Here is a 23,229-nt window from a genome sequence, read left to right as displayed (position 1 = left end):
ACACCAATTATTGGGGGTCTTTTTATGTCCAAATATAGCCGCGAGCTAAAATGTATCATTGCTAAACAATGCTTAGATGGTGCGTCATCTCGCTATTTAGCAAAACAATATTCAATGTCTTCAAGACAGATACGGTATTGGGTTCAAGTCTTTGTCATCCATGGTGCTGATTCATTTTTACCAACTAAGCATGCTACTGCTCAGGAAAAACGAAAAGCATTGAATTTAATGTGGACGAATGATTGGTCTCTCACGCACACTAGCGCAGTATTAAACCTCTCATCCCCCGGGGATACTCTCTGTCTGGCTCAAAAGATTTAATGAGCTCGGTATCAAAGGGCTCAAAATGCGCCAGAAAGGAAGACCCTCAATGAAACAGCAACCTCAACGTACCACTAAACCTGATAATGAAATGACACTTGAGGAGCTAAAAGAGGAGTTGGTCTACTTACGAACTGAGAATGCCGTTCTAAAAAAGTTGGAAGAGTTGGAGCAGGAAAAAAACCGTCGAACAAAGAAAAAGCGGTCATAGCTCTAACTCTTAAAGGCAAGTACCCGTTGAAGCACTTACTGCACACTCTACAGTTGGCAAAAAGTGTCTTCTATTATCAGGCTCAAACGAGTAAGCGCCCAAATAGCTACGAACGTGAGCTGCGTTTGATAAAGTCAATTTATCATGAACATAAGGGTCGATACGGCTACCGCCGTATTCACTTGGAACTAAAAAATCAGGGGGTTATGCTTAATCACAAAACGGTTCAAAGACTTATGGCTCAGCTCAACCTTAAATCGACGGTCAGGGTTAAAAAGTATCGTTCATACCGAGGAGAATCTGGAACAGCAGCTCCTAACGTGCTTGAAAGAGATTTTAGTGCGACTCAACCCGATGAAAAATGGGTAACAGATGTCACGGAGTTCAAAATCAAAGAGCAGAAAGTATACTTGTCTCCCGTTGTCGACTTGTTTACTCAGGAAGTGGTTGCTTATAGAGTGGCCAAAAATGCCTGCTTGCCGCTTGTCACGGATATGCTGACGGAAGCTATATCAACGCTTAAACCCAACTCAAAACCAATTATACATAGCGATCAAGGTTGGCAATATCGCCATCGACAGTATCAGAAAAAGGTAGCGGAGAATGGGTTAACGCAAAGCATGTCGAGAAAAGGTAACTGCTTGGATAATGCTGTTGCTGAAAACTTTTTTGCTTTACTCAAAACAGAGATGTATCACAACCAAAGCTTTGAAGATGCAGATGCTCTGATAGAACAAATTAAAGAATACATCGAGTACTACAATACCAAGCGTATAAAAGTGAAACTAAAAGGCCTGACTCCGATAGAATATCGAACTCAGGTCTTGAAAGCCGCTTAACAGAAATGTCCAACTTTACGGGGTCACTTCATAAAAGGGCTTTTCTCAACTCAGTATCCCATTATTGTGGTAAAACGACCTCACCCTCTTGAATTGGGAATGTTTTTGTCGCTGGTTTGCTCGTTAAACGAACCGTTGTCGGCGCGCCAGCCACCTCATACGTGACATCGTAACCAACGACTTTGTCCGATGCTGTGTATTCTGTATGGCACTGTTTCTTCGTCGTGGTAACAACATTACCTTTTTGAACGTTTTCTTGGATCGTCCGCCCCGTTAGCGCACCTGCAATTGTGCCTGCAGCCGTCGCAATCACTTTACCCGAACCACCACCAATTTGATTACCCAATGCTGCACCTGCCGCTGCGCCACCTACAGTACCAATAATTTTGTTGTCATCCTTAGGCGCAGCTTGTTGGGTTACAACCACATCTTTACATACTTGATGAGGTTGTTGGACGGTTTCTGTTACCGCTTCAACCAACGTTATATTCGCATGTGTTGGCGGCGGCGGTGTCTTGTCTTTACAACCAGCAAGTACCGCAACAACGGCCGCTGCAATAGCAATAGATTTTATCTTCATGTTTACGTTCCAGTATGATTCTCTTTCGTTGGCGCTATAGTAAATCGCGAACCAAAATTCACATCAGGTGAAAACCAACCCTCTGTCATTAGCGAGTAAAGAAACGGTGTTTTATAAGAAGTCCGTCAAAAGAAACCCAGTTGAATGTCAACTGAACCACAATCACATCATTGGGGTTTATTATTGAAAGTCGATATATCAAAGTATGGCGCCTAACTCACTTTGATCATCACTCCAATAAAACGAGTTAGTGCATGTGAGCCATAACATGGATTACTCTAACGTCGAGTTCATTAAGCCAAGCTCAAAAATAACTCATCATCTGTTAAATACTTATGCCGATGGGTTACGTTACGCAAATGCATAAACATAAAGTCTGGAAAGCCAGGGGCAATGATGTGGTTTGGTTCCCAGCATACGCCACCGACAAACACATATCGTCCTTGCTTTTCATCGTCATGAAGTGGGTTATTCAACGGCGAAGACAGCTCCGCTCGACAACCTTCGACAACACAGACGATTTGCCCTTTAAACAACCCCACCACTCGCTTGACAAGGTTTGCCTTAATCCCGCATTTCCATGCTTGGCGCGTCGCCATCTCATATCCGTATTTTCTGACCGTTTGCTTTTGCAAATGCACAACTAAATTCATTTCTGACTCCTGATTCAAACTGCTACGCGAAGCCCAAAGTCATAAAAAACAGATAGACATAGATAAACAGACCCTAGTGTTACTATAACCAAATCACCCTCTACGTTTAGCTATATAAATTTATCGTAACGATAGAGGGTGGTTATCAAGGCGTGGGAATGTACGCTTATGCGTCGATGAGGTAGTCTTGGCCTTCCGTTTCTAGGCGATCAATCAGTTTGCGGCACTCATTTAAATCAAGTGGTTGTTCAAAACGGCGCTTTAAATTCATCAAAAAGAAGATATCTTCACACATTGCTTTCTCAGGCTCATCACTGATTTTAGCGACCGGTGAACCATTGCACGTCACCATTTTGATCACAATAGAGAGCGGCTGATAAGCTTCCCCCTTGTCGTTGACATAATCTCCCATGTCGTTGGCAAGAAAAGTACCAATACCAAAACTGACTTGAATACGTCCCTGAAAGTACTCACAAATATCTAACGCTTCTTCAAAGTTGAGTCCGTCAGTAAATACGAGTGTTTTCGTCAATGGTTCGATATTGAGTGACTGGTAATGTGCGATCATTTTCTCGCCCCAGCGGTAAGGGCATCCGCTATCATGACGCACGCCAAGATAAGCGTTACTGAGCTCTTCATCAAAATCTTTGAGAAACGCATCAATACCAATCGTGTCGGTAAGCGCAATACCCAGCGCGCCATTAAACATCTGTTGCCAGCGTTGCAATGCCACTTTTTGCGAATCTCGCACATTGACGAGGGCTTGATGTCCCATAAACCATTCATGCGCCACGGTACCAATTGGGGTCAGATCCAACTTGCGTGCTAAGTGATAGTTACTCGTTCCCGTTAAGCATTCCGGCACTTCTTGGCATAAATACTCCAACATCGTTCGCTGAGCTAGAAAAGAGAAACGACGCCGTGTCGACATATCAGAAAACCGAAAGTTGGTAATATTACGCCGTTTAAGCTCTGATTTCAGGTAACGAACTTTGTCTTCCAGCACGGTTTGAAATTGCTCGAACGGGATCGCAGACCAACGTTGACGGCTGCGAACTTCAGACACAATGCTCATGATGATGGTTTCGTACAAAATTGTCTCTCTCCACAAACCATGAATGGTGATACGCAATTGGCTGGTGCCATCGGGCATGATTTTATTATGGAAAGAAACATCACTTTGAGGATTAAAACGGAAATGGCGTAAGGCGTCGACAAAACTTGGATTGAGATAAGGCGCGACACGCTTGATGTACTCAATCTCTTCTTGGGTAAAGCGAACATCTGCGAGTTTGAGTACTTCTGCTTTTACCTCTGGTAGCAATTCAGACAAGTCTTCGGCACTACGTACAATAAATTTATATGACACCATCGCATCAGGATACAGCGCGGCGGCGGCACTCATCATATTGACTTTGTAGACATCAAAGTCCAAAGCGCTTTGAATGATGCGAGAGGAAAATAGTTTGGTGGTCATTAGGTGCCCTTCTACACGCCCTTGGGTATATAACTTTTTGTTACTAACTAAATTGCGTAAACAATAAACACCCAACTTACGTTTGTCAAACTTTGTTACTAACCATTCATTTATATACGGTTTTTCCGTTCAAATATTCATCATGCCTTGTGCATAAGTCATCACTGGCGGAACTTTTATACCCATCACTAGATCGCATAATTAATGATAATGTATATAACAGCTCGTTACTTACCATTGATTGGCTACTAGTTATGCGCTAGATTACTTACAAATCAATATTAGGACCCAACCATGATCGTAACTGTCGACATTATTCCATTCAGGTTATCTGGCTGTGCCAATAAGGGATTGGAAGTGTTGTTGATTAAACGTTCAAATCCAAATCGGCCATACCATGGTGTCTGGGCACTACCGGGAGGATTTGTCTTTGATAAAGACCTAACCCGTGAAGGCGGACGCCCAGCCGATGAAAATTTTGAAGCGGCCCGTCGCCGAATTTGCCGCGAAAAAATCCACACCTATCCTCGCCACTTCAGTGAAGCATTTATTGACGGTGATCCTAAGCGAGATCCAGAAGATTGGAGCTTAAACATTACTCACTACGCTTTGGTTGATCGCAACAACGTCGAGCAAATCAATAACGCGGGTGTGCCAGAATGTCAGCTAAAGTGGTTCCCTCTGCAAGCGATTCTCAATGGTCAAGAAACCTTAGCGTTTGACCATCAAAAAACCATTGAAAGAGCATGGCAGAAACTTCGAGCATCAATTGAATACACATCGGTGCTTTTATTTGCATTAGACAAAGAGTTTTTGGTCGCAGACATCATCTCTGCATATCAGGAGTTTGGTATCGATATCAGCCGTATGACCATTAAGCGGCGCTTGATTGATTCAGGGGTGTTGCAACCGACCAACAAAGTCGCTTCAACCAACAAGGGAAAAGGTGGTAAGCCCGCCATGGTGTATACACTCACCAGCGACGAAGTCACCTTCTTTCAAAACTGTTTGCGTGGCTAAACGCAGATAACCAGACAGACAAGGAGTCTGCCATGACTGTTCGAGTTAACTTTCAAACGACGGCCGTGATCGACGTTGATCCTGAGAAAGGCTTTAGTGAACTCTGCCCAAATGAATTACCTGTGGCAGGTGCATTAGAGATTGTTCCTGAGCTTTTAAATAATCATACGAAGGGCCGTCTTAAGCTCGTCAGCCGTGATCTACATCCTCCGAAAGCCAAGTGGGATGCAGAAACGCCAGCCAACATGCTTGAGCCCGTCGACCTACCGAATGTGGACATAAAATGGAACCGCCATTGTGTGCTTGGCACGACAGGTTCAGAACTGTTAGATGGTTTACCACCAGTATTGGACTATGATTTTCAAGTTAACAAAGGCATGGATCCCGATGCGCACCCTTATGGTATTTTCTTTCATGACATTGCCGATACCAAAACCACTGGTGCGCATGAATTCCTAACATGCAACGGCATCGATACCTTAGTCGTCGGCGGACTCGCGCTCGATTTTTGTGTCAAGACATCCGTTCTACAAGCGTTAGCGTTGGGGTATAACGTCGTGGTCAATCTCGCGGCAACTCGTGCGGTGTTAGCAGATGGTGTTGATAGTGTGCTTGCTGATTTAAAAGAAAAAGGCGCAGTTTTTGTCGATAAAGCCGATGACATCATCGTTGAAAAGTTTGCTTAATGACATGAAATGAACGGATAAGGATTTCACCATGCATCAACATGAAAAATTAAATTACGTTGAATTTGGTTCCACAAACATACTCGCAACCAAACAATTTTTTGAGCGTGCGTTTGCTTGGGAGTTTATCGATTACGGCCCAGGGTACACCGCATTTTCTGGACAAGGGTTGGATGGCGGATTCTTTCAATCGGAATTTGTTAATCAAACCGCCAATGGTGGTGCTTTGCTCGCCTTTTATAGTGCCGATATTCAGGCCACATTGGCGAAAGTGGAGCAGTTTGGCGGACAAATTATCCGTCCGATTTTTGAATTTCCGGGCGGCTGTCGATTCCACTTCGCCGAGCCAAGTGGGAATGAATTCGCAGTATGGTCTGAAAGCCGTTGAGTTAAAAAACGAGTACTCCCCTAACACTACGTCACGCCCAGCTTTTTAAGCGATTCTAGGTCGATTTTGGAGCGGCCTTATCGGTTAATCACACCGACATTTCGTTGGTGTTGCCAATAGAAGATGGGTAAATTTGGCCAAATTTTCTGGAATGCGTTAGGACAATATTACGTCGTTTTTCAGTGATAATGGTGACGCCACCACGCTTAGCTAACGTGCTAGCTAGTACAGCCAGTAGATAATGCGTCAAACTTTAAATGAGATGAAAATGATGGAACAAATATACTTTGCTGGCGGTTGCCTATGGGGAGTGCAAGAGTTTATGCGTCACCTCCCTGGCGTACTCAGCACTGAAGCGGGACGGGCGAATGGCACAACCAATTCGACTCAAACCGAATACGATGGCTACGCAGAATGCGTCCGAGTTCAATTTGACTCAGAGCAAGTCTCGATTGAAACTTTAATGGGCTATTTCTTTGAGATCATCGATCCATACAGCCTCAACCAACAAGGCAACGACGTTGGCGAGAAATACCGCACTGGTATCTACAGCCAAAATGATCAGCACCTGAGCATCACGACAGCTTTTATTGCCGCAAGAGAAGACGCCGATAAAATCGTGGTGGAAGTCTTGCCGCTGAGAAATTATGTTCCAAGCGCTCACGAACATCAAGACAGACTGACACGCTTCCCAAATGACTATTGTCATATCCCATTGGATTTATTGCATAAGTATAAAAATAAATCATAATCTCTCTCCCTATGCGACCCTTCCTCTCAACCTCCCCTTGGCATTTATTTCAAACCTGACTCAAGTCCGTGCATCAAGGGGAACAAAAGTTTTCATTTCGTCGTAATGCCAACTCTAAAATCAACCCAGAACTCACGGTAAATGGGCCCTGAATGTTCGCCTGAGTTCATTAAAATGGTGGCCGAAGCTGTGTGATACGAAATCTAGCACCCGAGTGGGTGGTCATATATCGAGTGTGATGCGTTATGTACATCATAGGTTTCTTCTCTCATTTATATTTTATCTTCACTACTCATTACAAAATAACTGGAATATACGTCACACAACAAAGTTAATAATATTAAGCATTATTAATGACGGCTATCACATTTAATCTTGGGTGATACAAAAATATAGCTATTGTATTTTTTTTACTATTTCCGAAAACAATAACATTAATTAAATTTAAAGCATTACTTCAGTTATCAGAGTCAACAATGATTACAGAGCTAACCAACGTCAATTTAATTAAAGGTTGCCTTCAAGCAAATAATAAAAAAGCGGTATTTGAAGAACTGGCACAGATGCTATTCGAAAGTTATCGAATCAATAGCAAAGAGGTTTTCTTAACCGACATCGAAGCGCGTGAAGCATTGAGCATCACCTCAATGGACGGCATCGCATACCCTCACTCAAAAAGCAAAGCAGTGATAAAGCCAGCCATCGCTGTTGGCGTAAAACACGAAGGTATCGATTATGACGACGAAGAAGGCATCAAGCCAACCGTATTCTTCATGATTGCTTCACCAGACAATGGTGCTGATCACCATATTTACGTTCTTCAAGAATTATTCGGAAAATTTAGCGAAGAATTTATTGAAGATATAAAAAATGCAAAAGATGAACATCAAATACTAAATATTTTAATTAATTCATAAGGCGTGAAATTATGAGTACAATCACAGCTCAAGCTAATAATAGCGACTATAAAAAAACACTCAGCACCATAAAAGGCCATCTTTTATATGGTACTTCTCACATGCTGCCATTTATCGTTGCTGGTGGCGTTCTACTCGCACTGGCGGTAATGGCTTCAGGGAAAGGTGCAGTACCTGCTGACGGCTTACTCGCCGACATTTCAACCATCGGGATTAAAGGTTTAGTACTCTTCCCAATTATTCTTGGTGGCTTCATCGGTTATTCCATTGCAGACAAACCTGCTTTAGCGCCAGCGATGATCTCTTCTGCCATTATGGCGGATATGGGCGGCGGCTTCCTAGGCTGTATCGTTGCGGGCTTCATCGCGGGTGGTGTGGTTCTACAACTTAAAAAGATTCCTCTTTCTGCCAATATGACCGCACTGGGGGCGTACTTTATCTATCCTCTTGTGGGTACTATCGTCTCTGCGGGTATCGTTTTGTGGGGGATCGGCGAGCCAATCAAGCTCTTTATGGCATCAATGAACGAGTTCCTCGCCTCGATGGCGGGCGCATCTAAAATGGTGTTAGGTACAATTCTAGGTGGTATGACGGCCTTCGATATGGGTGGCCCAATCAACAAAGTAGCAACGCTATTTGCTCAAACTCAAGTGGATACTCAACCATGGTTAATGGGTGGTGTTGGTATCGCAATCTGTACACCTCCTCTAGGTATGGCGCTCGCCACTTTCCTCTTTAAGAAGAAGTTCACTCAACAAGAGCAGGAAGCGGGAAAAGCAGCAGCCATTATGGGCTCTATCGGTATCTCTGAAGGTGCAATTCCATTCGCAGCAAACGACCCAATGCGCGTGCTTCCTTCAATCGTTGCCGGTGGTATCGTGGGCTGTGTGTTTGGTTTTCTAACCGACGTTCTACTGCACGCACCATGGGGCGGTCTAATCACTGCACCAGTATCAAGCAACATTCCAATGTACGTTGTGGGCATCGCGCTCGGCTCTTTAACCACCGCGCTTATCGTTGGCCTCTGGAAACCAATTGCTGAAGAAACTGAAGATGAAATGGTAGAAGCAGCCTCTGCACAAGTTCAAGCGGTGCCAACGGCAGGCGAAGGCGAGTATGACATCGTTGCAGTAACCTGTTGCCCATCAGGCGTAGCACACACCTTTATGGCAGCAAAAGCACTAGAGAAAGCTGGCGCCGCGGCTGGTATCAAAATCAAAGTAGAGACCCAAGGTCAAAACGGCATCCAGAACCGCATTAGTGCCCTAGACGTAGCAAATGCCAAGCTGGTTATACTAGCTCACGACATCCAGGTAAAAGATGCCCACCGTTTTGCCAACGCTCAAGTGATCGAATGTTCGACTAAAGAGGCAATGAAGAAAGCCTCTGAACTTATCCAAGCTTAAACCTTAAGCTCCTCCCCCTAAGAGCCCTTCCCCCGGAGGGCTCTGTTTCCAGTTTTTTAAGTTTTAGTAATACCTCTATTTTGGCAACTACCTAAACCTACAACTTACAAGGCTATAAAAATGAAACTCAAACCTTCCTTATTTGCTTGCGCAGTCCTAAGCAGCCTAGTTAGTCTGACTGGCTGTAACGATGAAACCACCAATATTTATGAAGCGGATGACGAGAACAACCCAGCCCTTCCTGAAATTCCAGAAGGCGACAAACCAGTATGTCCTCCCATTGGCGATGGCGACTGTAATGACAAGCCAAATCCAGAAAACCCCGAAATCAACATGGGCGTCCACATTCCTCTCGATTTCTCAGATATGGACGTAACGCGCTATGTGAACCCTTTCATCGGCACAGGTAACCTAGGTAATACTTACCCTGGTGCAACCACACCACACGGCATGGTGCAGCTTTCGCCAAACAACGGTTCTAACGGCTGGGAATACATTTCAGGCTACTACTACCATGATACACGTACCTCTGGTTTCTCTCATACTCACCTTTCCGGAGCTGGTGCGGGCGACTTGAACGACATTCTTGTCATGCCAATCAACTCACGCTCTGATTACATGGTCGACGAAGGTTCTGCGACGCTAAACCTAGAAGCCTCTCGCTTCCAACATCGTGATGAGCAAGCCACGGCGGGCTATTACAAAGTTGACTTATTGGATTACGACATCAAAGCTGAGCTAACCGCTTCAGATCGCGTTGGCGTGCATCGTTACACCTTTCCTCGTGATAAGAAGTCAGAAATCATTGTTAACACTGGCTTCAAAATTAACTGGGATTACACCTCAGATTCTTACTTAAAATGGGACAAAGAAAGCAATCGTTTAGAAGGTCACCGTTTCTCAGATGGTTGGGCACCAAGCCAAAAAGAATTCTTCGTGATGGAATTCGACCAACCAATCAAAAACGTTCGCTTTGCTTACTACGATAAAGAGCAAGGTCGTTACATAAACGTGCCAGAAAGCATTACGGAAATCGGTAACGAAACACGCGGCAAGTACCAATACGCGCGTGCTTACGTTGAGTTCGACACCTCAAAAGACGGCTTAACAGTTGAAGCGAAATTGGCGCTATCAAACGTTGAGATCGGCGAGAATGGCAAATCAGGTGCTTCTCTCAACATGACGGAAGTTGCGGGTATGAACTTCGACCAAGTACGCGAAGACGCAACCAAACAGTGGGAAGACGAACTCGGCAAGATCCAAGTCTCGGGCGACGAAGAGTACAAGCAGACGTTCTACACTGCAATGTATCACTCGTACCTAGGTCAAACAATCCACTCTGACTTAGATGGTCGCTACCGCCAAGTTCACCAAGGTCGCAACGCTTACCCAGATGGCAACACGCCTTGGGGCGATAAGGTCGATACGCTGAAAGAGTCGATCCGCACCGCCGATGCCAACAAAGATGGCAAAGCAGACTTCACGCGCTACGACACCTTCTCACTGTGGGATACCTACCGTTCGGTTCAACCGCTGTCTTCGATTCTTGAGCCTGATCGTCTCGCAGACGTGGTGCTGTCTATGCTGTCTTACGCAGAAGAAGAATGGGTGGATGACAAAGACAACGTGCGCAAAGGTCGCCTACCTGAGTGGACATTCAAAGGCAACGAAACGGGCATGATGATGGGCATGCACTCAACGCCTGTGATTCACGATGTGTTGTCGAAAGGATCGCTAGAAAAACGCATGACCGACCTCGGCTTTACCAAAGCTGAACGCAAAGACGTGAAAGAGCGTCTGGTTGAAGCCATGATCACTGACGCACGCGCGGCAACCAGTCAAGGCGTTGCGTGGATTAAAGAATACGAAGAACAAGGTTACGTGCCAGCGCAATTGCACGACACTCCGCCAGATTCTTACGGCAGTCACTCACCATTCAAAGATGCTTGGACGGCATCTTACTCACTTGAATACTCAATGAATGACTGGGCAATCGCACAATCGATTAAAGAAGTATTTGGTGAGCAAGACCCACGCTACACCGAGTTCGCTAACCGCTCTAAGAACTGGCAAGCGCAATTCGACTTTGGCGGCAAACAATACCAAGGTTGGTTCAAAGCGCGTGACTACGATGGCAGGTTCATTGATGCTGATTGGGTAGATCCAATCACTGGTCGTACAGTAGGCAAAGACTGGCGACCAGACATGTTTAATTGGTCGTTCTCAGAATCAAACGGCTGGCAATACTCGTTCAGTGTTCAGCACGATATTCACGGTTTAATTGACTTGATGACGCGCTTCAACAAGACACAAAACCCAGAAGCAGAGCGCGGTGACTTATTCGTAGCACGCTTAGATGAATACTGGTCAACCTACCCAGACCGCAATGCCGGCGACAACCAATTCCCAGTGTTCAACACCGGTAACGTTGGTCAGCACGTTCAAGGTAATGAACCAGATATTCACGTTCCGTACTTATACAATTACGTTGGTCAACCATGGAAAGGTCAGTCGGCAATCGCAGCAGCAACCAATATTTGCTACAAGAACACCGCTGACGGCATTTGTGGTAACGACGACTTCGGTACGCTCTCTGCGTGGTTCGTGTTCCGTGCGCTTGGCTTCTACCCAGTAAACGCCTCTTCTGGCATCTACGAAATCGGTACTCCGCTGTTTGAAAGCGCATCTATCGATGTCGGCAACAACCAGAAGTTCATGGTTACCGCGAAGAACGTTAGCCGAGAAAACATCTTCATTCAATCAGCTCGCTACAACGGTAAAGACTTCAACCGCACTTACTTGACTCATGATGAAATCATGTACGGCGGTGAGTTGGAGTTCGTGATGGGCGACAAACCAAATCAACGTTGGGGCTCTCTAGATCAAGACCTTCCACCAGCACAAGGTATCGGTGAGTTCTTGCACGAAAACGAAATGCCAACAGGTTCTCGTTAATCCCAATATTTACCTCTCAGTCGGGGGGAAGCACACCCCCGGCATCCCTACAAGCAATAACAAAAATCGGTATGCACATGTTTAAACGTAATCTTATCTCTTTGGCTATCTTGGTTGGTTTGACTGGTGGCCTTGCTGGTTGTAACAACGACAACGATTCTTCCTCTTCACTGCCGGGCGATCCAATTGTTGATCTCGCGGTGTTGAAATACGTCGATCCTATGATCGGCACAGCAACTTCTGGTCACACTTTTCCGGGCGCGACGATACCAGCAGGTATGGTTCAACTTTCTCCAGATACCTTCATCGGATCGAGCACAGACCACGAATCCGGTCTTAACCCTTGGCACTCGGCTTCTGGCTACTGGGATCCGTCTAACTACGAAACAGGCGAAGTGATGCATACAGACGTCCCGTTGTATGGTTTCTCTCATACTCACCTTTCTGGTACAGGCGCAACGGACTTAGGCGACGTCTTGGTTCTGCCATACGCAGACATGGCGAACACACAACTGAACTCCTTCGATAAAGCCAATGAAGAAGCAAGCGCGGGCTACTACAAAACCAAGCTTAACCAAGGTCAAATTGAAGTGGAACTGAGCGCAACCAAACGCGTTGGTTTGCACAAATACACCTTTGCTGACGGCGCGGACCGCAACGTGAAGTTCGATTTGGGTCATACCCTAATGAACAACAACGGCAAATCTTTGAAGAACAAAGTAGAAGTGGTGGATGAATACACCATTCGCGGTCGTAAAACATCAACAGGTTGGTTCCAAGGGCAAGATCACCAAGGTCAAGACATCTTCTTCTACGCGAAACTCAACCAACCCATCGCGAAAGCACTTTTGGGTGAACAAGACCTAGAGCCAACGCGCGAAATGCGTAATGGTGCAGTTTACTCAGGCGATGACCTGACCGCTTACCTAAACTTCGGCGCAGGTGAAGAGCCAATTGAAATCCGTGTGGGTATCTCTCCTGTTAACTGGCAAGGCGCACAGAAAAACTTAGAAGCGGAAGCGCCAAGTTTTGACCTGGCAAAAGTAAAAGAAGACGCAGAATACGCGTGGGCTGAGAAGCTAGCGAAAATCAAAGTAGAAGGCGGCACAGACGCAGAGAAAACCAATTTCTACACTGGCATGTACCACATGATGATCGCGCCAATCGAGTTCTACGATGTGGATGGTCAATACGTGGATATGCTTGGCACTATACATACACTGAAAGACGGTGACACACCAAACTACTCTATCTACTCAACGTGGGATACGTTCCGCGCGGTTCACCCAATGTGGACTATCATCGACCCAGATCAAGCCACGCTTTACGTCAAAGACCTGATTCGTAAATCTAACGACGAGTTTGGTCTATTACCAAAATGGGAAGGTCACGGCTCAGAAACGGGGACTATGATCGGCTACCCTTCGGCGGCAATTCTTGGCGATGCGGTAAGTAAAGGCTTGATTGACGCCGAACAAGCGTACACCGCATCGGTGAAATCAGCGCGTTACACACCGTATGAGTACCCACAAATTCATGACGACATCCTAAGCTCACTCATGGCAGGTCAGTTGAACTACCACGAGAAGGAACAGTGTGTTCGTTACCCGAACTGGAACTCAGTGTCGTACTCGTTGGAATTCTCATTCTACGATTGGACAATTGCTGAAATGGCGAAAGCCGCTGGTGATATGGACGCGTATGAAGAGTTCAAAGCACGTTCTTACAACTCTCTAAAACACTGGGATGCAGAAGCAGGTAACGCAGACGGCACAGGCTTCTTCGTACCGACGGAACTCAAAGAAGGCGACCCATGTGCGCTGAAATACGCTTCAACTGACTTCGACCCATACAAGTCTGACGCTTTCTACTACACCGAAGGTAACGCGTGGCAGTGGCAATGGGCATTCATGCAAGACCTGGACAAGCTGACTGAAATCATGGGCGGCACTCAAGGTCTGAATGACAAGCTGAACAACCTATTTACCGCCGATCCAAACGGCGGCGAAGTGCATCAAGACATGACAGGCTACATCGGTCAGTACATTCACGGTAACGAGCCTTCGCACCACGTAATCTACTTGTATAACCGTACTGAAGAGTCTTACAAGGCGCAGGAATACCTAGACCAAGTTTACGATAAGTTCTACAAACCGACGCCAGACGGCATCATCGGCAACGAAGACGTCGGTCAAATGTCGGCGTGGTACTTGATGTCGGCACTGGGCTTCTACCAAATCTCACCAACCGATCCAACCTACAGCATCGGTCGTCCAATCTTCGACAAAGCGACGGTAGACATTGGATCTGGCGCCTTCACGGTAACGGCTGAGAACAACGGTCCAGACAACATCTACATCAAAGAAGTGACCATCAACGGTAAGCCTCTGGATGTGTACAACACCTTCCAGCACCGCGAATTCAAAGCAGGCGGCGAACTGCACTTCGTGATGACGGCTGATAAGTCTGAAGCAATGCAAGCCAACCTAGGCGAATAATGATTTTGAGGGGACCTCGTGTCCCCTTTTCTCGTGGAATAAAAACAATGAAACTAAAAAGAACCCTACTCTCTACCACAGTGTTAACCGCCATCCTTGGTCTTGCTGGTTGTGGCAGCGACTCTGATCCAGAAACTCCGGTTATCTCTACCCCAACTTTGGAGTTCGTTGATACCTTGATCGGTACTAAAGGTCTTGGCAACGTTAACCCATCTCCAGTCATGCCAGAAGGTATGATTCAACCTTCACCAGATAACTTCGATCCAAACGGTTGGAATGGCAAAGGCTCGCCTGTTGAATACGATCCAGTGCACAGCCTGCTTTCTGGCTTCTCAATGACCCACATTTCTGGCGCAGGTAAAGGCGACCTAAACGACTTCGCCTTCTTGCCATACACAGGCTTTAATACTGACGCCGTGACCATGGATAAAAGCTCGGAAGTGGCAGAAGTTGGTTACTACTCGGTTGACCTTGTAGAAACCGGCGTAAAAGCTGAACTGTCGGCAACCGACCGCGTGGCTTTCCAACGTTACACCTTCAAACCGGGTGAAGACCGCAAAGTGCGCATCGATCTTCAACACGAACTGTTGGAGCAATACGGCAACCACTCTCGCAGCATTTACTACAAACGCGTTAACGACACCACTGTCGTAGGCGCGCGCACCTCAAACGAATGGGGTCAATGGCAAACCGTCTTCTTCGCGGCAGAATTCTCTGAACCAATCATTGAAGAGACCCTGTACACCAAGCTGGCTTCTGAAAGCAAACTGACTCCAACCGATGCCACCGAAGTCGGCTTGAAAGATTACCGCGGCTACGCTGAGCATAAGCCAATGCCGGACGAACCAGAGCCTGACCCAGAACGTTTGGCAAAGCGCGCAAACGATGTCCTGACCCATCTGAACTTTGGTAAGAGCGGCGAGCCATTGGTGGTCAAAGTGGCGGTTTCTGGTACTGGCGTTGACGGCGCACTGAAAAACCTAGAAGCGGACACCAACGGCTGGGGTTTCGATAACGTCGTACAACAAAACCGAGTGGCTTGGGAAAACATCCTTGGCGAGTTTGAACTGGAAGGTGGCAACAAAGCCGACAAAACCATGTTCTATACCTCGCTCTACCGTACGTTTGTTGCCCCATTCCTATACCAAGATGTGGATGGCAAATACCGCGGAATGGATGGCAAAGTGCACCAAGCGGAAGATGGCTTAGTGAATTACTCGGTGTACTCAATGTGGGATACCTTCCGCGCCGCACACCCGCTGAAAACTATCATCGATAAAGACCGTGCGATTGAACACACACGCGATCTATTGAACAAATACCAAACGGGCGGCGTGCTGCCAAAATGGGAACTGCACTCGGATTACACCGGCGAAATGGTCGGTCACCCAGCAGTTTCGGTGATTGCTGACATCATGGTTAAACATCCAGAAGCGTTCACGATAGCGGAATTTGATTTGGCATTAAAAGCCGCCGATGACACAGTGAATTTCAATCTAAATAAAATCGAAAGCTGGGTACCTTACCAAAACGCTTGGAGCGGCGACAAGCGCTTCACGGTCATGACGCGTCACAACAACTACCAAGAAGATGTTGGTTTCATCCCAGCCAACATCAAATGGGCACCAGGTTCAGTTGACAAACCGGGCTACGTAGAAGGTTTGAAAATCGACAAATACGACGAGTTAGTCAACGAGTCGGTTTCTTACGGTCTTGAGAATGCTTACTACGACTGGTGTATCGCCCAAATTGCCAAACTTGCGGGCAACGACCAGCAGTACGACCGCTACATGGCACGTTCTGAATCGTTCAAAAACTACTTCGATTACAACCCAGAACAATACGGCAAGTTACAAGACACCAAAGGCAACGCATTGGGTGCAACGGGCTTTATGCGTCCGGCTTACATGAACAGTGGCAGAAAGGTTTGGGCAAACAACCTGAAAGCAGACTGTTTGGACGAGAACATGGCGTTGTCTATCCCAGATGGTATGGATTACAACGCATGTAAAGACCGCAAAGCACTCAACGAAAGTGACGTGTTCTGGCCTTACCGCGCCGAGCACCGAGGTGAAGACTTCACCGAAGGCAACACATGGCAATGGACATGGTTTGCACCGCACAACTTGAACGGTCTGGCTAACGTGATGGGCGGCGAGCACATCGACCGTACTGACTTCTCACTTCCTGAAGACGTTACCGAACAAGGAAAAACGGCATTCCTAGCCAACCTGAACGCTCTGTTTAATGCCGACCCCAACGCTGATACCAGTCAATCACACGATATGTCTGGCTACATTGGTCAGTTCGTGATGGGTAACGAGCCTGATCACCACGTGCCTTACCTATACAACTGGACGGCAGAACCTTGGAAGACACAAGAAATCGTCGACCAAGCGATGAACGAGTTCTACCACCCAACGCTTGAAGGTCTGATTGGTAACGAAGACGTAGGCCAAATGTCGGCGTGGTATGTGATGTCGGCGCTGGGCTTCTATCAAGTCACACCAGCCGAAGCGACTTACACCATCGGTCGCCCTCTGTTCGACAAAGCCGTGATTCCAGTCGACGGCGGCAAGTTCACCATCACTGCGGAAAACAACAGTAAAGCAAGCCTTTACGTTAAGTCGGTCACTATCAACGGCAAGCAACTGGGTGACAACTTCAGCTTTGCGCACAACGATTTTAAAAACGGCGGTGAATTGCACTTCGTGATGACTCCTGAACAGTCAGAAGCAATGAAAGCGCAGTAGCCGATACCTATCCAAATAACGAAAGGGGGCATCTAGCCTCCTCAAAAACTTCACTTCAGTGGAACCATAAAATGAAACTAAAAAGAACCCTTATCTCTACCGCTATTCTCGCTGCCATGCTTGGTCTTAATGGGTGTAACAGCGATGACGACAACAGCAACTCTGGCAATCCATTCCTCGACACGACTTTGACCCAACACGTCAATCCATTGATTGGTACGGGCGCAGACGGTCACACCTACCCGGGCGCGGTTGTACCTTACGGTTTGGTACAACTTTCTCCTGATACCGAAATGGAAGGCTGGGGCTCTGCCGCAGGTTACTTCGACCACGGTAAGCTGACTGAAATCCCAGTATATGGCTTCTCCCACACTCACCTTTCTGGTACAGGCATTACCGACCTTGGTGACATCTTAGTTCTGCCATTTACCAAAAAAGAAAACGCCGTTTTCAACACGTTCGATAAAGACAACGAAACCGCAGAAGCGGGCTACTACGCGGTTGAACTGAACAAAGGCGAAATCAAAGCCGAACTAACCACGACCCAACGTGTTGGCTTCCACCGTTACACCTTCAAAGAAGGCACCTCGCCACACATCAAATTCGACCTAGACCACACCCTCAACAAAGGTCACTTCAACAATCGCACCATGAAGGGGGATTTAGAATTCATCGACGCTTACACCATCCGCGGTTTACGTAGCTCGAACGGCTGGGCGAACAACCAACACGTGTACTTCTACGCCACCTTCAACCAACCTATCGTCAAAGCCATTGCTTTGGTTGACGGCGCAGAAACCGAAATCGATGTAAACAACGACAACATCGATGCGCTGAAAACCATTGCTTACCTAGAGTTCGCACCGTCATCAACACCGCTGGAAATCCAAGTTGGTCTTTCACCGACAGGGACAGAAGGCGCTGAGAAAAACCGAGAAGCAGAAGCGAAAGACGTGTCATTTGATACCGCGCGCGCTCAAGCCAACGACGCATGGCACCAAGAACTTAGTCGCATGATGGTATCTGGCGGCACGGAAGATCAGAAAGAGATCTTCTACACTGCGCTTTACCATGCATCTATCGCGCCAATGATTTTCCAAGATGTCGACGGTCAATACCCTGCGATGCGTACTCGCATTCAAAAAGACGCAGGTGACACACCAAACTACTCTGTGTACTCCATGTGGGATACCTTCCGCGCAGCGCATCCACTGAAAACCATCATCGACCCACAACGTGCCGAAGAGTTTGCCAACGATCTGGTTCGTAAATACGAAGACGGTGGCATTCTGCCGAAATGGGAACTGCACAGCCATTACACGGGCACTATGATCGGCTTCCCTGCGGTTTCTATCATTGCTGACGCGATGGCAAAAGGGTTAGACATCGACCCACAACTTGCCAAAGAAGCGGCTGAGTTTACCGTGCGTTACCACGAGGCTTCTGAATTCCCAGATTGGACTGAAGACAACAACATCGGCGCAGCAAACGTTGTGCAAGTGAAGGTGTACGAAGAAAACGGTTTTGTTCATCATGGCTACTGGAACAGTGCGTCTTACACGCTTGAGTTTGCATACGGCGACTGGGCAATGGCAGAAATCGCGCGCATGGCTGGCGATGTAAAACTGCAAGAAGAGTTTATGACTCGTGCCGATAACTGGCTTAACCATTGGGATGCAGAGACTGGCTTCTTACGTCCGAAAAACCACCCACTCAGCTCATCACCAAACAAACCGCCATTGGAGTTCAACCAACCCGCTGATGAAGATCGTTTGGACGAGTGTGAAATGGTTGAGTGGCCAGAAGGCTCAGGCGTGATGAAAGAGAAATGCCCACTGCTACCATTCGACCCTTACTACGTGGACGAGTTTGCCTACACAGAGGGTAATGCGTGGCAATGGAAGTTCCAACCAATGCACGATTTCAGCCGTCTGAAACAAGAAATCTACCAAGCAGACTTGGCGCAAGGTAAAGACACCACGCCAGAAAAAGCCTTCCGTGAAGACTTGGACGAGCTATTCAATGCACGTTCTTCAAACACAGGTGAAGAGCTGCCAGACCTAACGGGTTACATCGGTCAGTACATGCACGGTAACGAGCCATCTCACCACATTCCTTACCTATACGCGCTAACGGATGAGCCATGGAAAGCGCAAGAGTACCTAGACCGCATCATGTCAGAGATGTACACCAGCGAGCCAACCGGTTTGATTGGTAACGAAGACGTAGGTCAGATGAGCTCTTGGTACTTGATGTCGGCAATGGGCTTCTACCAAGTGACGCCTGCGGATCCGGTGTACACCATCGGTCGCCCTATGTTTGATGAAATCACCATTCCAGTGGAAGGCGGCGAGTTCAACGTCATCGCAGACAACAATAGCCCACACAACAAATACGTGAAGTCCGTAACCATCAACGGCAAACCGCTGGATGCAAACTTCACCTTCAAACACAGCGAAATCAAAGCAGGCGGCGAGCTTCACTTCGTCATGACGGGGGACAAGCAAGAAGCGCTTCAAGCTCAGTAACGTTTTATGTAATTCGTGTTTAGAGAATAAGCAGATAAATCAACTCATTGGCAGGAAGTGATGCGCTTCCTGCCTAAGGAATCAAGATGATGAACTTTAAGAAAACCGCTATCACAACCGCTGTGATGGCAAGTGTTATTGGCTTGGCTGGCTGCAATGAAGGCGACGATAACACCTCACTAAGCGTCGATACTTCCAACCTAAAATACGTCGACCCATTCATTGGGACAGGCTTTAACGGACACACCTTCCCAGGTCCTGTTGTGCCAGAAGGCATGGTGCAACTTTCTCCAGATACCGAGCTGATCGGCTGGCACTCTTCTTCAGGTTACCACTTCGATAAAAAGACCCTATTTGGCTTCTCCCACACTCACCTATCCGGCACGGGTATGGGCGGCTTAGGTGACATTCTGTTCCTGCCGTTTACCGAAGATAAAGCTAAGTACATTGAAGACAGCAACGACTACCGCGAAGCGATTTCAGTCAAGATGGACAAAACCTCAGAAGTAGCAGAAGCAGGTTACTACTCGGTAAAAATTGCAGAGAGCGGCATCAAAGCTGAGCTTACGGCTTCTGAACGTGTCGGCTTCCACCGTTACACTTACCCGCAAGGTCAACCACAACGTTTGAAGATTGATCTTAACTCCATCCTTAACAGTGACTGGGGTGCGACCTCTCTGCGTAACAAACTGACGGTGAGTGAAGACGGACATACCATCACGGGCGAGCGCGATGCGGCGCACTTCTCTGGTTGGGCGAAAAACCAAAAAATCTACTTCTATGCGACTTTCGATAAGAAGATCAAAGACGTCTACATCCTTGCCAATGGTAAGCCTGTTGATGGCCTAACGGCAGAGCATGTTTCTGAATTGATTTACGATGACCGAGGTAATCCAATTAAACATGTCAAAGCGGACGTAACTGCCTACATCGAATTTGAAGGTGAAGCCTCACAAGAGTTGAACGCGCAAGTGGCGTTGTCTGCGGTTGACCCACAAGGTGCAGAAAACAACTACGATGCTGAAGCCAACGTATCTTTTAATACTGCACGCAACAACGCCCGAGAGAAATGGGCAAAAGCACTCAACTTCTCCATCGAAGGGGGCACAGAAGATCAAAAAGAGATCTTTTACACTGCGCTTTACCACACCAAGATTGCCCCTATGGTGCATCAAGACGTGGACGGTCGATTCCGTGGCATGGGCAAAGGCTCGATTCGTGAAGGCGAAAGGGAATACTCCATCGCTTACGGTCAAGCGACAGAAGAGCAGCCAAACTTCTCGGTTTACTCCTTGTGGGATACCCAACGTGCATTACACCCACTGAAAACCATCACTGAACCAACCCGCGCGGTTCAATACGCGAAGAATCTAGTTCAGAAGTACACTGAAAGCGGCTTGCTGCCGAAATGGGAGCACCTAGGCGACGAGACAGGCACCATGGTTGGCTACCCAGCGGTAGCAGTGATTGCGGATGCGATCACCAAGTTCCCAGAAGAGTTTACTCAGCAAGAGAAAGAGCTGGCGCTGAAAGCAGCGATCGACTCTTCGACTTACGAGAACTACCCAGCACTACAAGCAGATTGGGATCAAGGCGTATTGGATCGCACCTTAACCAAGCATATCGATTACATTGAGAAAAACGGCTTCACGCCAGCCATCCAACGTGTCGATGGTGAACCAGTGTTTCAAGACTACACGGTCGAGTCTGTTTCTTACGGTCTGGAAAACGCGTTCTACGATTGGGCTATCGCGCAAATCGCCAAAGCAGCGGGTGATACTCAAGCGGAAGAGCAATACCTTGAACGTTCGAAAGGCTACAAAAAGTACTTCGATTACAACCCAACAGAATACGCAGAACATGGCGTAACGGGCTTTATGCGTCCAGTGATGATTGATGAAACCTTCATGACACCATTCGACCCATACGGTACAGAACATGAGACAGGCAACTACACCGAAGGTAACGCGTGGCAGTGGACTTGGTTTGTACCGCATGACATCGCGGGCTTAAAAACCATCATGGGTGGCGATGCTGAATTCCAGAAAAACCTAAAAGCAACCTTCACCGCAGAAAGCCAAGGGACAGAAACACCGGATATGTCTGGTTTGATTGGTCAAGTTGCGTTTGGTAACGAGCCTTCACACCACATTCCTTATCTATTCAACTGGACAGCAGAACCATGGAAGACACAACAAGTCGTCGACCACATCCTTGATGACATGTATTTCGCTGCACCAGAAGGCGTAGTTGGTAACGAAGACGTGGGCGCAATGTCAGCGTGGTATGTGATGTCTGCACTTGGCTTCTACCAAGTGAACGCGGCAGAGCCTATTTACACTGTGGGTCGCCCACTGTTCGACAAAGCGATAATTCCAGTCAAAGGTGGCGCGTTCACCATCACCACAGAAAACAACGCGGATGACAACATGTATATTAAATCTGTCACCATCAACGGCAAAGAACTGGATAATGCTTTCTTCTTCGAGCATTCCGAATTAAAACCGGGTGGTGAGTTGCACTTCGTGATGACAGGTAATCAATCCGAAGCGATGAAAGCGCCGAAATAACTTGCATTTGAGAAGTCCTCTTCAAGCTAAGTTATCCTGAATTCGGGATAAGAATAGACAGGAACTAAAAGCTGGTTCTGTGATCAGCTTTTTATTTACTCATGTCAAAAGAGAACCGACAACCATTAAGTTTATTGATTCTACGAGTATTAAAGTCTGTCACAATCTGCGCATCCTTAAGCATAACGTCTTCAAGAAGATGGTTTCATGGGGCAAAGGAACAGAGGGTTGGTTCTATGGGTTTAAATTTCATATCATCACCAATCATCTTGGTGATGTTGTAGCGGCCAAGCTTATCCAGCCAACATCGATGACCGAGTTCCTGTACCTGAACTATCCAAAGGACTACGTTATATAAATAAAGCGCTGGCAGAGAATTTAAAAGCGGATGGCATGACACTCATAAACAAAAAACAGCCAACATTACGTTGGCTGTTTTTGTTGTTAATGAATCACTCGTGCACGCGTTTTTAATAATTGAGACAGGTCGATCGTAAATATCGTCACTGTCGGCCATTTAGGCAGAGCATTTTCGATTGAAAACTCTGGCCCAGCTGGCACGAGAGGAAAGCGAATAGCAGCAGGCCACTTTGTCGATGACTCACGACCACCAGACTCGGATATCGAAAAAGAAAACGCGGGTAAACGGATCATAACACTTACCTCAATGACCGAT

General features: G+C 46.9%; 17 protein-coding genes and 2 pseudogenes. 14 read left to right on the top strand and 5 right to left on the bottom strand.

What is annotated here, in order from left to right; all coding sequences use genetic code 11:
• Nucleotides 1-24: 24 nt before the first annotated feature.
• Nucleotides 25-532 (top strand): annotated as a pseudogene (locus AC3D28_RS18115) (helix-turn-helix domain-containing protein).
• Entirely contained in the window at nt 529-1,371 is an 843-nt protein-coding gene (locus AC3D28_RS18110; protein ID WP_488536032.1) for an IS3 family transposase, read from the top strand. The pseudogene AC3D28_RS18115 and the gene AC3D28_RS18110 overlap by 4 nt, the downstream one beginning before the upstream one ends.
• Before the next feature lie 61 nt (nt 1,372-1,432).
• On the opposite strand, the gene AC3D28_RS18105 is transcribed toward AC3D28_RS18110, so the two are convergent.
• The 3 genes from AC3D28_RS18105 to pncB form a co-directional block, all read right to left on the bottom strand.
• Nucleotides 1,433-1,951 (bottom strand): glycine zipper 2TM domain-containing protein, encoded by a 519-nt coding sequence (locus AC3D28_RS18105; protein WP_098413592.1) that lies wholly within the window; start codon nt 1,949-1,951, stop codon nt 1,433-1,435.
• Between the two features lie 293 nt (nt 1,952-2,244).
• Nucleotides 2,245-2,604 (bottom strand): acyl-CoA synthetase, encoded by a 360-nt coding sequence (locus AC3D28_RS18100; protein WP_098413591.1) that lies wholly within the window; start codon nt 2,602-2,604, stop codon nt 2,245-2,247.
• Between the two features lie 166 nt (nt 2,605-2,770).
• Nucleotides 2,771-4,081 carry a nicotinate phosphoribosyltransferase gene (gene pncB, locus AC3D28_RS18095; protein ID WP_488536219.1) on the bottom strand — a complete coding sequence of 437 codons (1,311 nt, stop codon included), beginning with the start codon at nt 4,079-4,081 and terminating at the stop codon, nt 2,771-2,773.
• Nucleotides 4,082-4,375: 294 nt separating this feature from the next.
• Between pncB and AC3D28_RS18090 the strand changes: the two genes are divergently transcribed.
• From AC3D28_RS18090 to AC3D28_RS18080, 3 genes are read left to right on the top strand one after another with little or no spacing between them, the layout of a single operon-like run.
• Nucleotides 4,376-5,101, top strand: a complete 726-nt coding sequence (locus AC3D28_RS18090) for an NUDIX domain-containing protein (protein ID WP_098413589.1) — start codon at nt 4,376-4,378, stop codon at nt 5,099-5,101.
• A gap of 32 nt (nt 5,102-5,133) precedes the next feature.
• Entirely contained in the window at nt 5,134-5,787 is a 654-nt protein-coding gene (locus tag AC3D28_RS18085) for an isochorismatase family protein (RefSeq protein ID WP_488536218.1), read from the top strand.
• Between the two features lie 31 nt (nt 5,788-5,818).
• Nucleotides 5,819-6,175, top strand: coding sequence for a VOC family protein (locus tag AC3D28_RS18080; RefSeq protein ID WP_098413587.1), 357 nt, complete (start codon nt 5,819-5,821; stop codon nt 6,173-6,175).
• Between the two features lie 91 nt (nt 6,176-6,266).
• Here the strand turns inward: AC3D28_RS18080 and AC3D28_RS18075 are convergent.
• Nucleotides 6,267-6,368: pseudogene (locus AC3D28_RS18075) on the bottom strand (DNA-binding transcriptional regulator YciT); the annotation flags it as partial.
• Between the two features lie 78 nt (nt 6,369-6,446).
• Here AC3D28_RS18075 and AC3D28_RS18070 point away from each other — a divergent pair.
• The 9 genes from AC3D28_RS18070 to AC3D28_RS18030 all read left to right on the top strand — a co-directional run bounded on the left by AC3D28_RS18070 (nt 6,447) and on the right by AC3D28_RS18030 (nt 22,911).
• Nucleotides 6,447-6,926: a peptide-methionine (S)-S-oxide reductase gene (locus AC3D28_RS18070; RefSeq protein WP_488536805.1), complete on the top strand. Its 480-nt coding sequence runs from the start codon at nt 6,447-6,449 to the stop codon at nt 6,924-6,926.
• 476 nt (nt 6,927-7,402) lie between these two features.
• On the top strand, nt 7,403-7,843 hold the full coding sequence (locus AC3D28_RS18065) for a PTS sugar transporter subunit IIA (RefSeq protein ID WP_098413585.1): 441 nt from the start codon (nt 7,403-7,405) through the stop codon (nt 7,841-7,843).
• Nucleotides 7,844-7,854: 11 nt separating this feature from the next.
• Entirely contained in the window at nt 7,855-9,249 is a 1,395-nt protein-coding gene (locus AC3D28_RS18060) for a PTS fructose transporter subunit IIBC (protein ID WP_098413584.1), read from the top strand.
• A gap of 120 nt (nt 9,250-9,369) precedes the next feature.
• A complete protein-coding gene (locus tag AC3D28_RS18055) occupies nt 9,370-12,204 on the top strand; it encodes a GH92 family glycosyl hydrolase (protein ID WP_488536217.1) in 2,835 nt (944 codons plus the stop codon).
• Between the two features lie 77 nt (nt 12,205-12,281).
• The gene (locus AC3D28_RS18050; RefSeq protein ID WP_488536216.1) at nt 12,282-14,702 is read left to right on the top strand and encodes a GH92 family glycosyl hydrolase; all 2,421 of its coding nucleotides are present in this window, start codon (nt 12,282-12,284) and stop codon (nt 14,700-14,702) included.
• A 47-nt stretch (nt 14,703-14,749) separates the two neighbouring features.
• Nucleotides 14,750-17,455 carry a GH92 family glycosyl hydrolase gene (locus AC3D28_RS18045; RefSeq protein ID WP_488536215.1) on the top strand — a complete coding sequence of 902 codons (2,706 nt, stop codon included), beginning with the start codon at nt 14,750-14,752 and terminating at the stop codon, nt 17,453-17,455.
• Between the two features lie 71 nt (nt 17,456-17,526).
• On the top strand, nt 17,527-19,983 hold the full coding sequence (locus AC3D28_RS18040; RefSeq protein WP_488536214.1) for a GH92 family glycosyl hydrolase: 2,457 nt from the start codon (nt 17,527-17,529) through the stop codon (nt 19,981-19,983).
• 89 nt (nt 19,984-20,072) lie between these two features.
• Nucleotides 20,073-22,553 carry a GH92 family glycosyl hydrolase gene (locus AC3D28_RS18035; RefSeq protein WP_488536804.1) on the top strand — a complete coding sequence of 827 codons (2,481 nt, stop codon included), beginning with the start codon at nt 20,073-20,075 and terminating at the stop codon, nt 22,551-22,553.
• Nucleotides 22,554-22,632: 79 nt separating this feature from the next.
• Nucleotides 22,633-22,911, top strand: coding sequence for a transposase (locus tag AC3D28_RS18030; protein ID WP_488536213.1), 279 nt, complete (start codon nt 22,633-22,635; stop codon nt 22,909-22,911).
• A gap of 86 nt (nt 22,912-22,997) precedes the next feature.
• Here the strand turns inward: AC3D28_RS18030 and AC3D28_RS18025 are convergent, their stop codons facing one another.
• Entirely contained in the window at nt 22,998-23,207 is a 210-nt protein-coding gene (locus tag AC3D28_RS18025; protein WP_098413578.1) for a hypothetical protein, read from the bottom strand.
• Between the last annotated feature and the right edge of the window lie 22 nt (nt 23,208-23,229).

It is taken from the genome of Vibrio sp. TAP-3B, from assembly GCF_057784735.1.
This window is presented reverse-complemented; position numbering and strand designations above follow the sequence as displayed.

Bases quoted from the DNA above. Each gene is read 5' to 3' on its own strand.
- AC3D28_RS18085 (WP_488536218.1), top strand. From the start codon at position 5,134: ATGACTGTTCGAGTTAACTTTCAAACGACGGCCGTGATCGACGTTGAT.
- AC3D28_RS18040 (WP_488536214.1), top strand. From the start codon at position 17,527: ATGAAACTAAAAAGAACCCTTATCTCTACCGCTATTCTCGCTGCCATG.
- AC3D28_RS18100 (WP_098413591.1), bottom strand. From the start codon at position 2,604: ATGAATTTAGTTGTGCATTTGCAAAAGCAAACGGTCAGAAAATACGGA.
- AC3D28_RS18025 (WP_098413578.1), bottom strand. From the start codon at position 23,207: ATGATCCGTTTACCCGCGTTTTCTTTTTCGATATCCGAGTCTGGTGGT.
- AC3D28_RS18105 (WP_098413592.1), bottom strand. From the start codon at position 1,951: ATGAAGATAAAATCTATTGCTATTGCAGCGGCCGTTGTTGCGGTACTT.
- AC3D28_RS18070 (WP_488536805.1), top strand. From the start codon at position 6,447: ATGGAACAAATATACTTTGCTGGCGGTTGCCTATGGGGAGTGCAAGAG.
- AC3D28_RS18050 (WP_488536216.1), top strand. From the start codon at position 12,282: ATGTTTAAACGTAATCTTATCTCTTTGGCTATCTTGGTTGGTTTGACT.
- AC3D28_RS18065 (WP_098413585.1), top strand. From the start codon at position 7,403: ATGATTACAGAGCTAACCAACGTCAATTTAATTAAAGGTTGCCTTCAA.
- AC3D28_RS18090 (WP_098413589.1), top strand. From the start codon at position 4,376: ATGATCGTAACTGTCGACATTATTCCATTCAGGTTATCTGGCTGTGCC.
- AC3D28_RS18045 (WP_488536215.1), top strand. From the start codon at position 14,750: ATGAAACTAAAAAGAACCCTACTCTCTACCACAGTGTTAACCGCCATC.
- pncB (WP_488536219.1), bottom strand. From the start codon at position 4,081: ATGACCACCAAACTATTTTCCTCTCGCATCATTCAAAGCGCTTTGGAC.
- AC3D28_RS18060 (WP_098413584.1), top strand. From the start codon at position 7,855: ATGAGTACAATCACAGCTCAAGCTAATAATAGCGACTATAAAAAAACA.
- AC3D28_RS18080 (WP_098413587.1), top strand. From the start codon at position 5,819: ATGCATCAACATGAAAAATTAAATTACGTTGAATTTGGTTCCACAAAC.
- AC3D28_RS18055 (WP_488536217.1), top strand. From the start codon at position 9,370: ATGAAACTCAAACCTTCCTTATTTGCTTGCGCAGTCCTAAGCAGCCTA.
- AC3D28_RS18035 (WP_488536804.1), top strand. From the start codon at position 20,073: ATGAACTTTAAGAAAACCGCTATCACAACCGCTGTGATGGCAAGTGTT.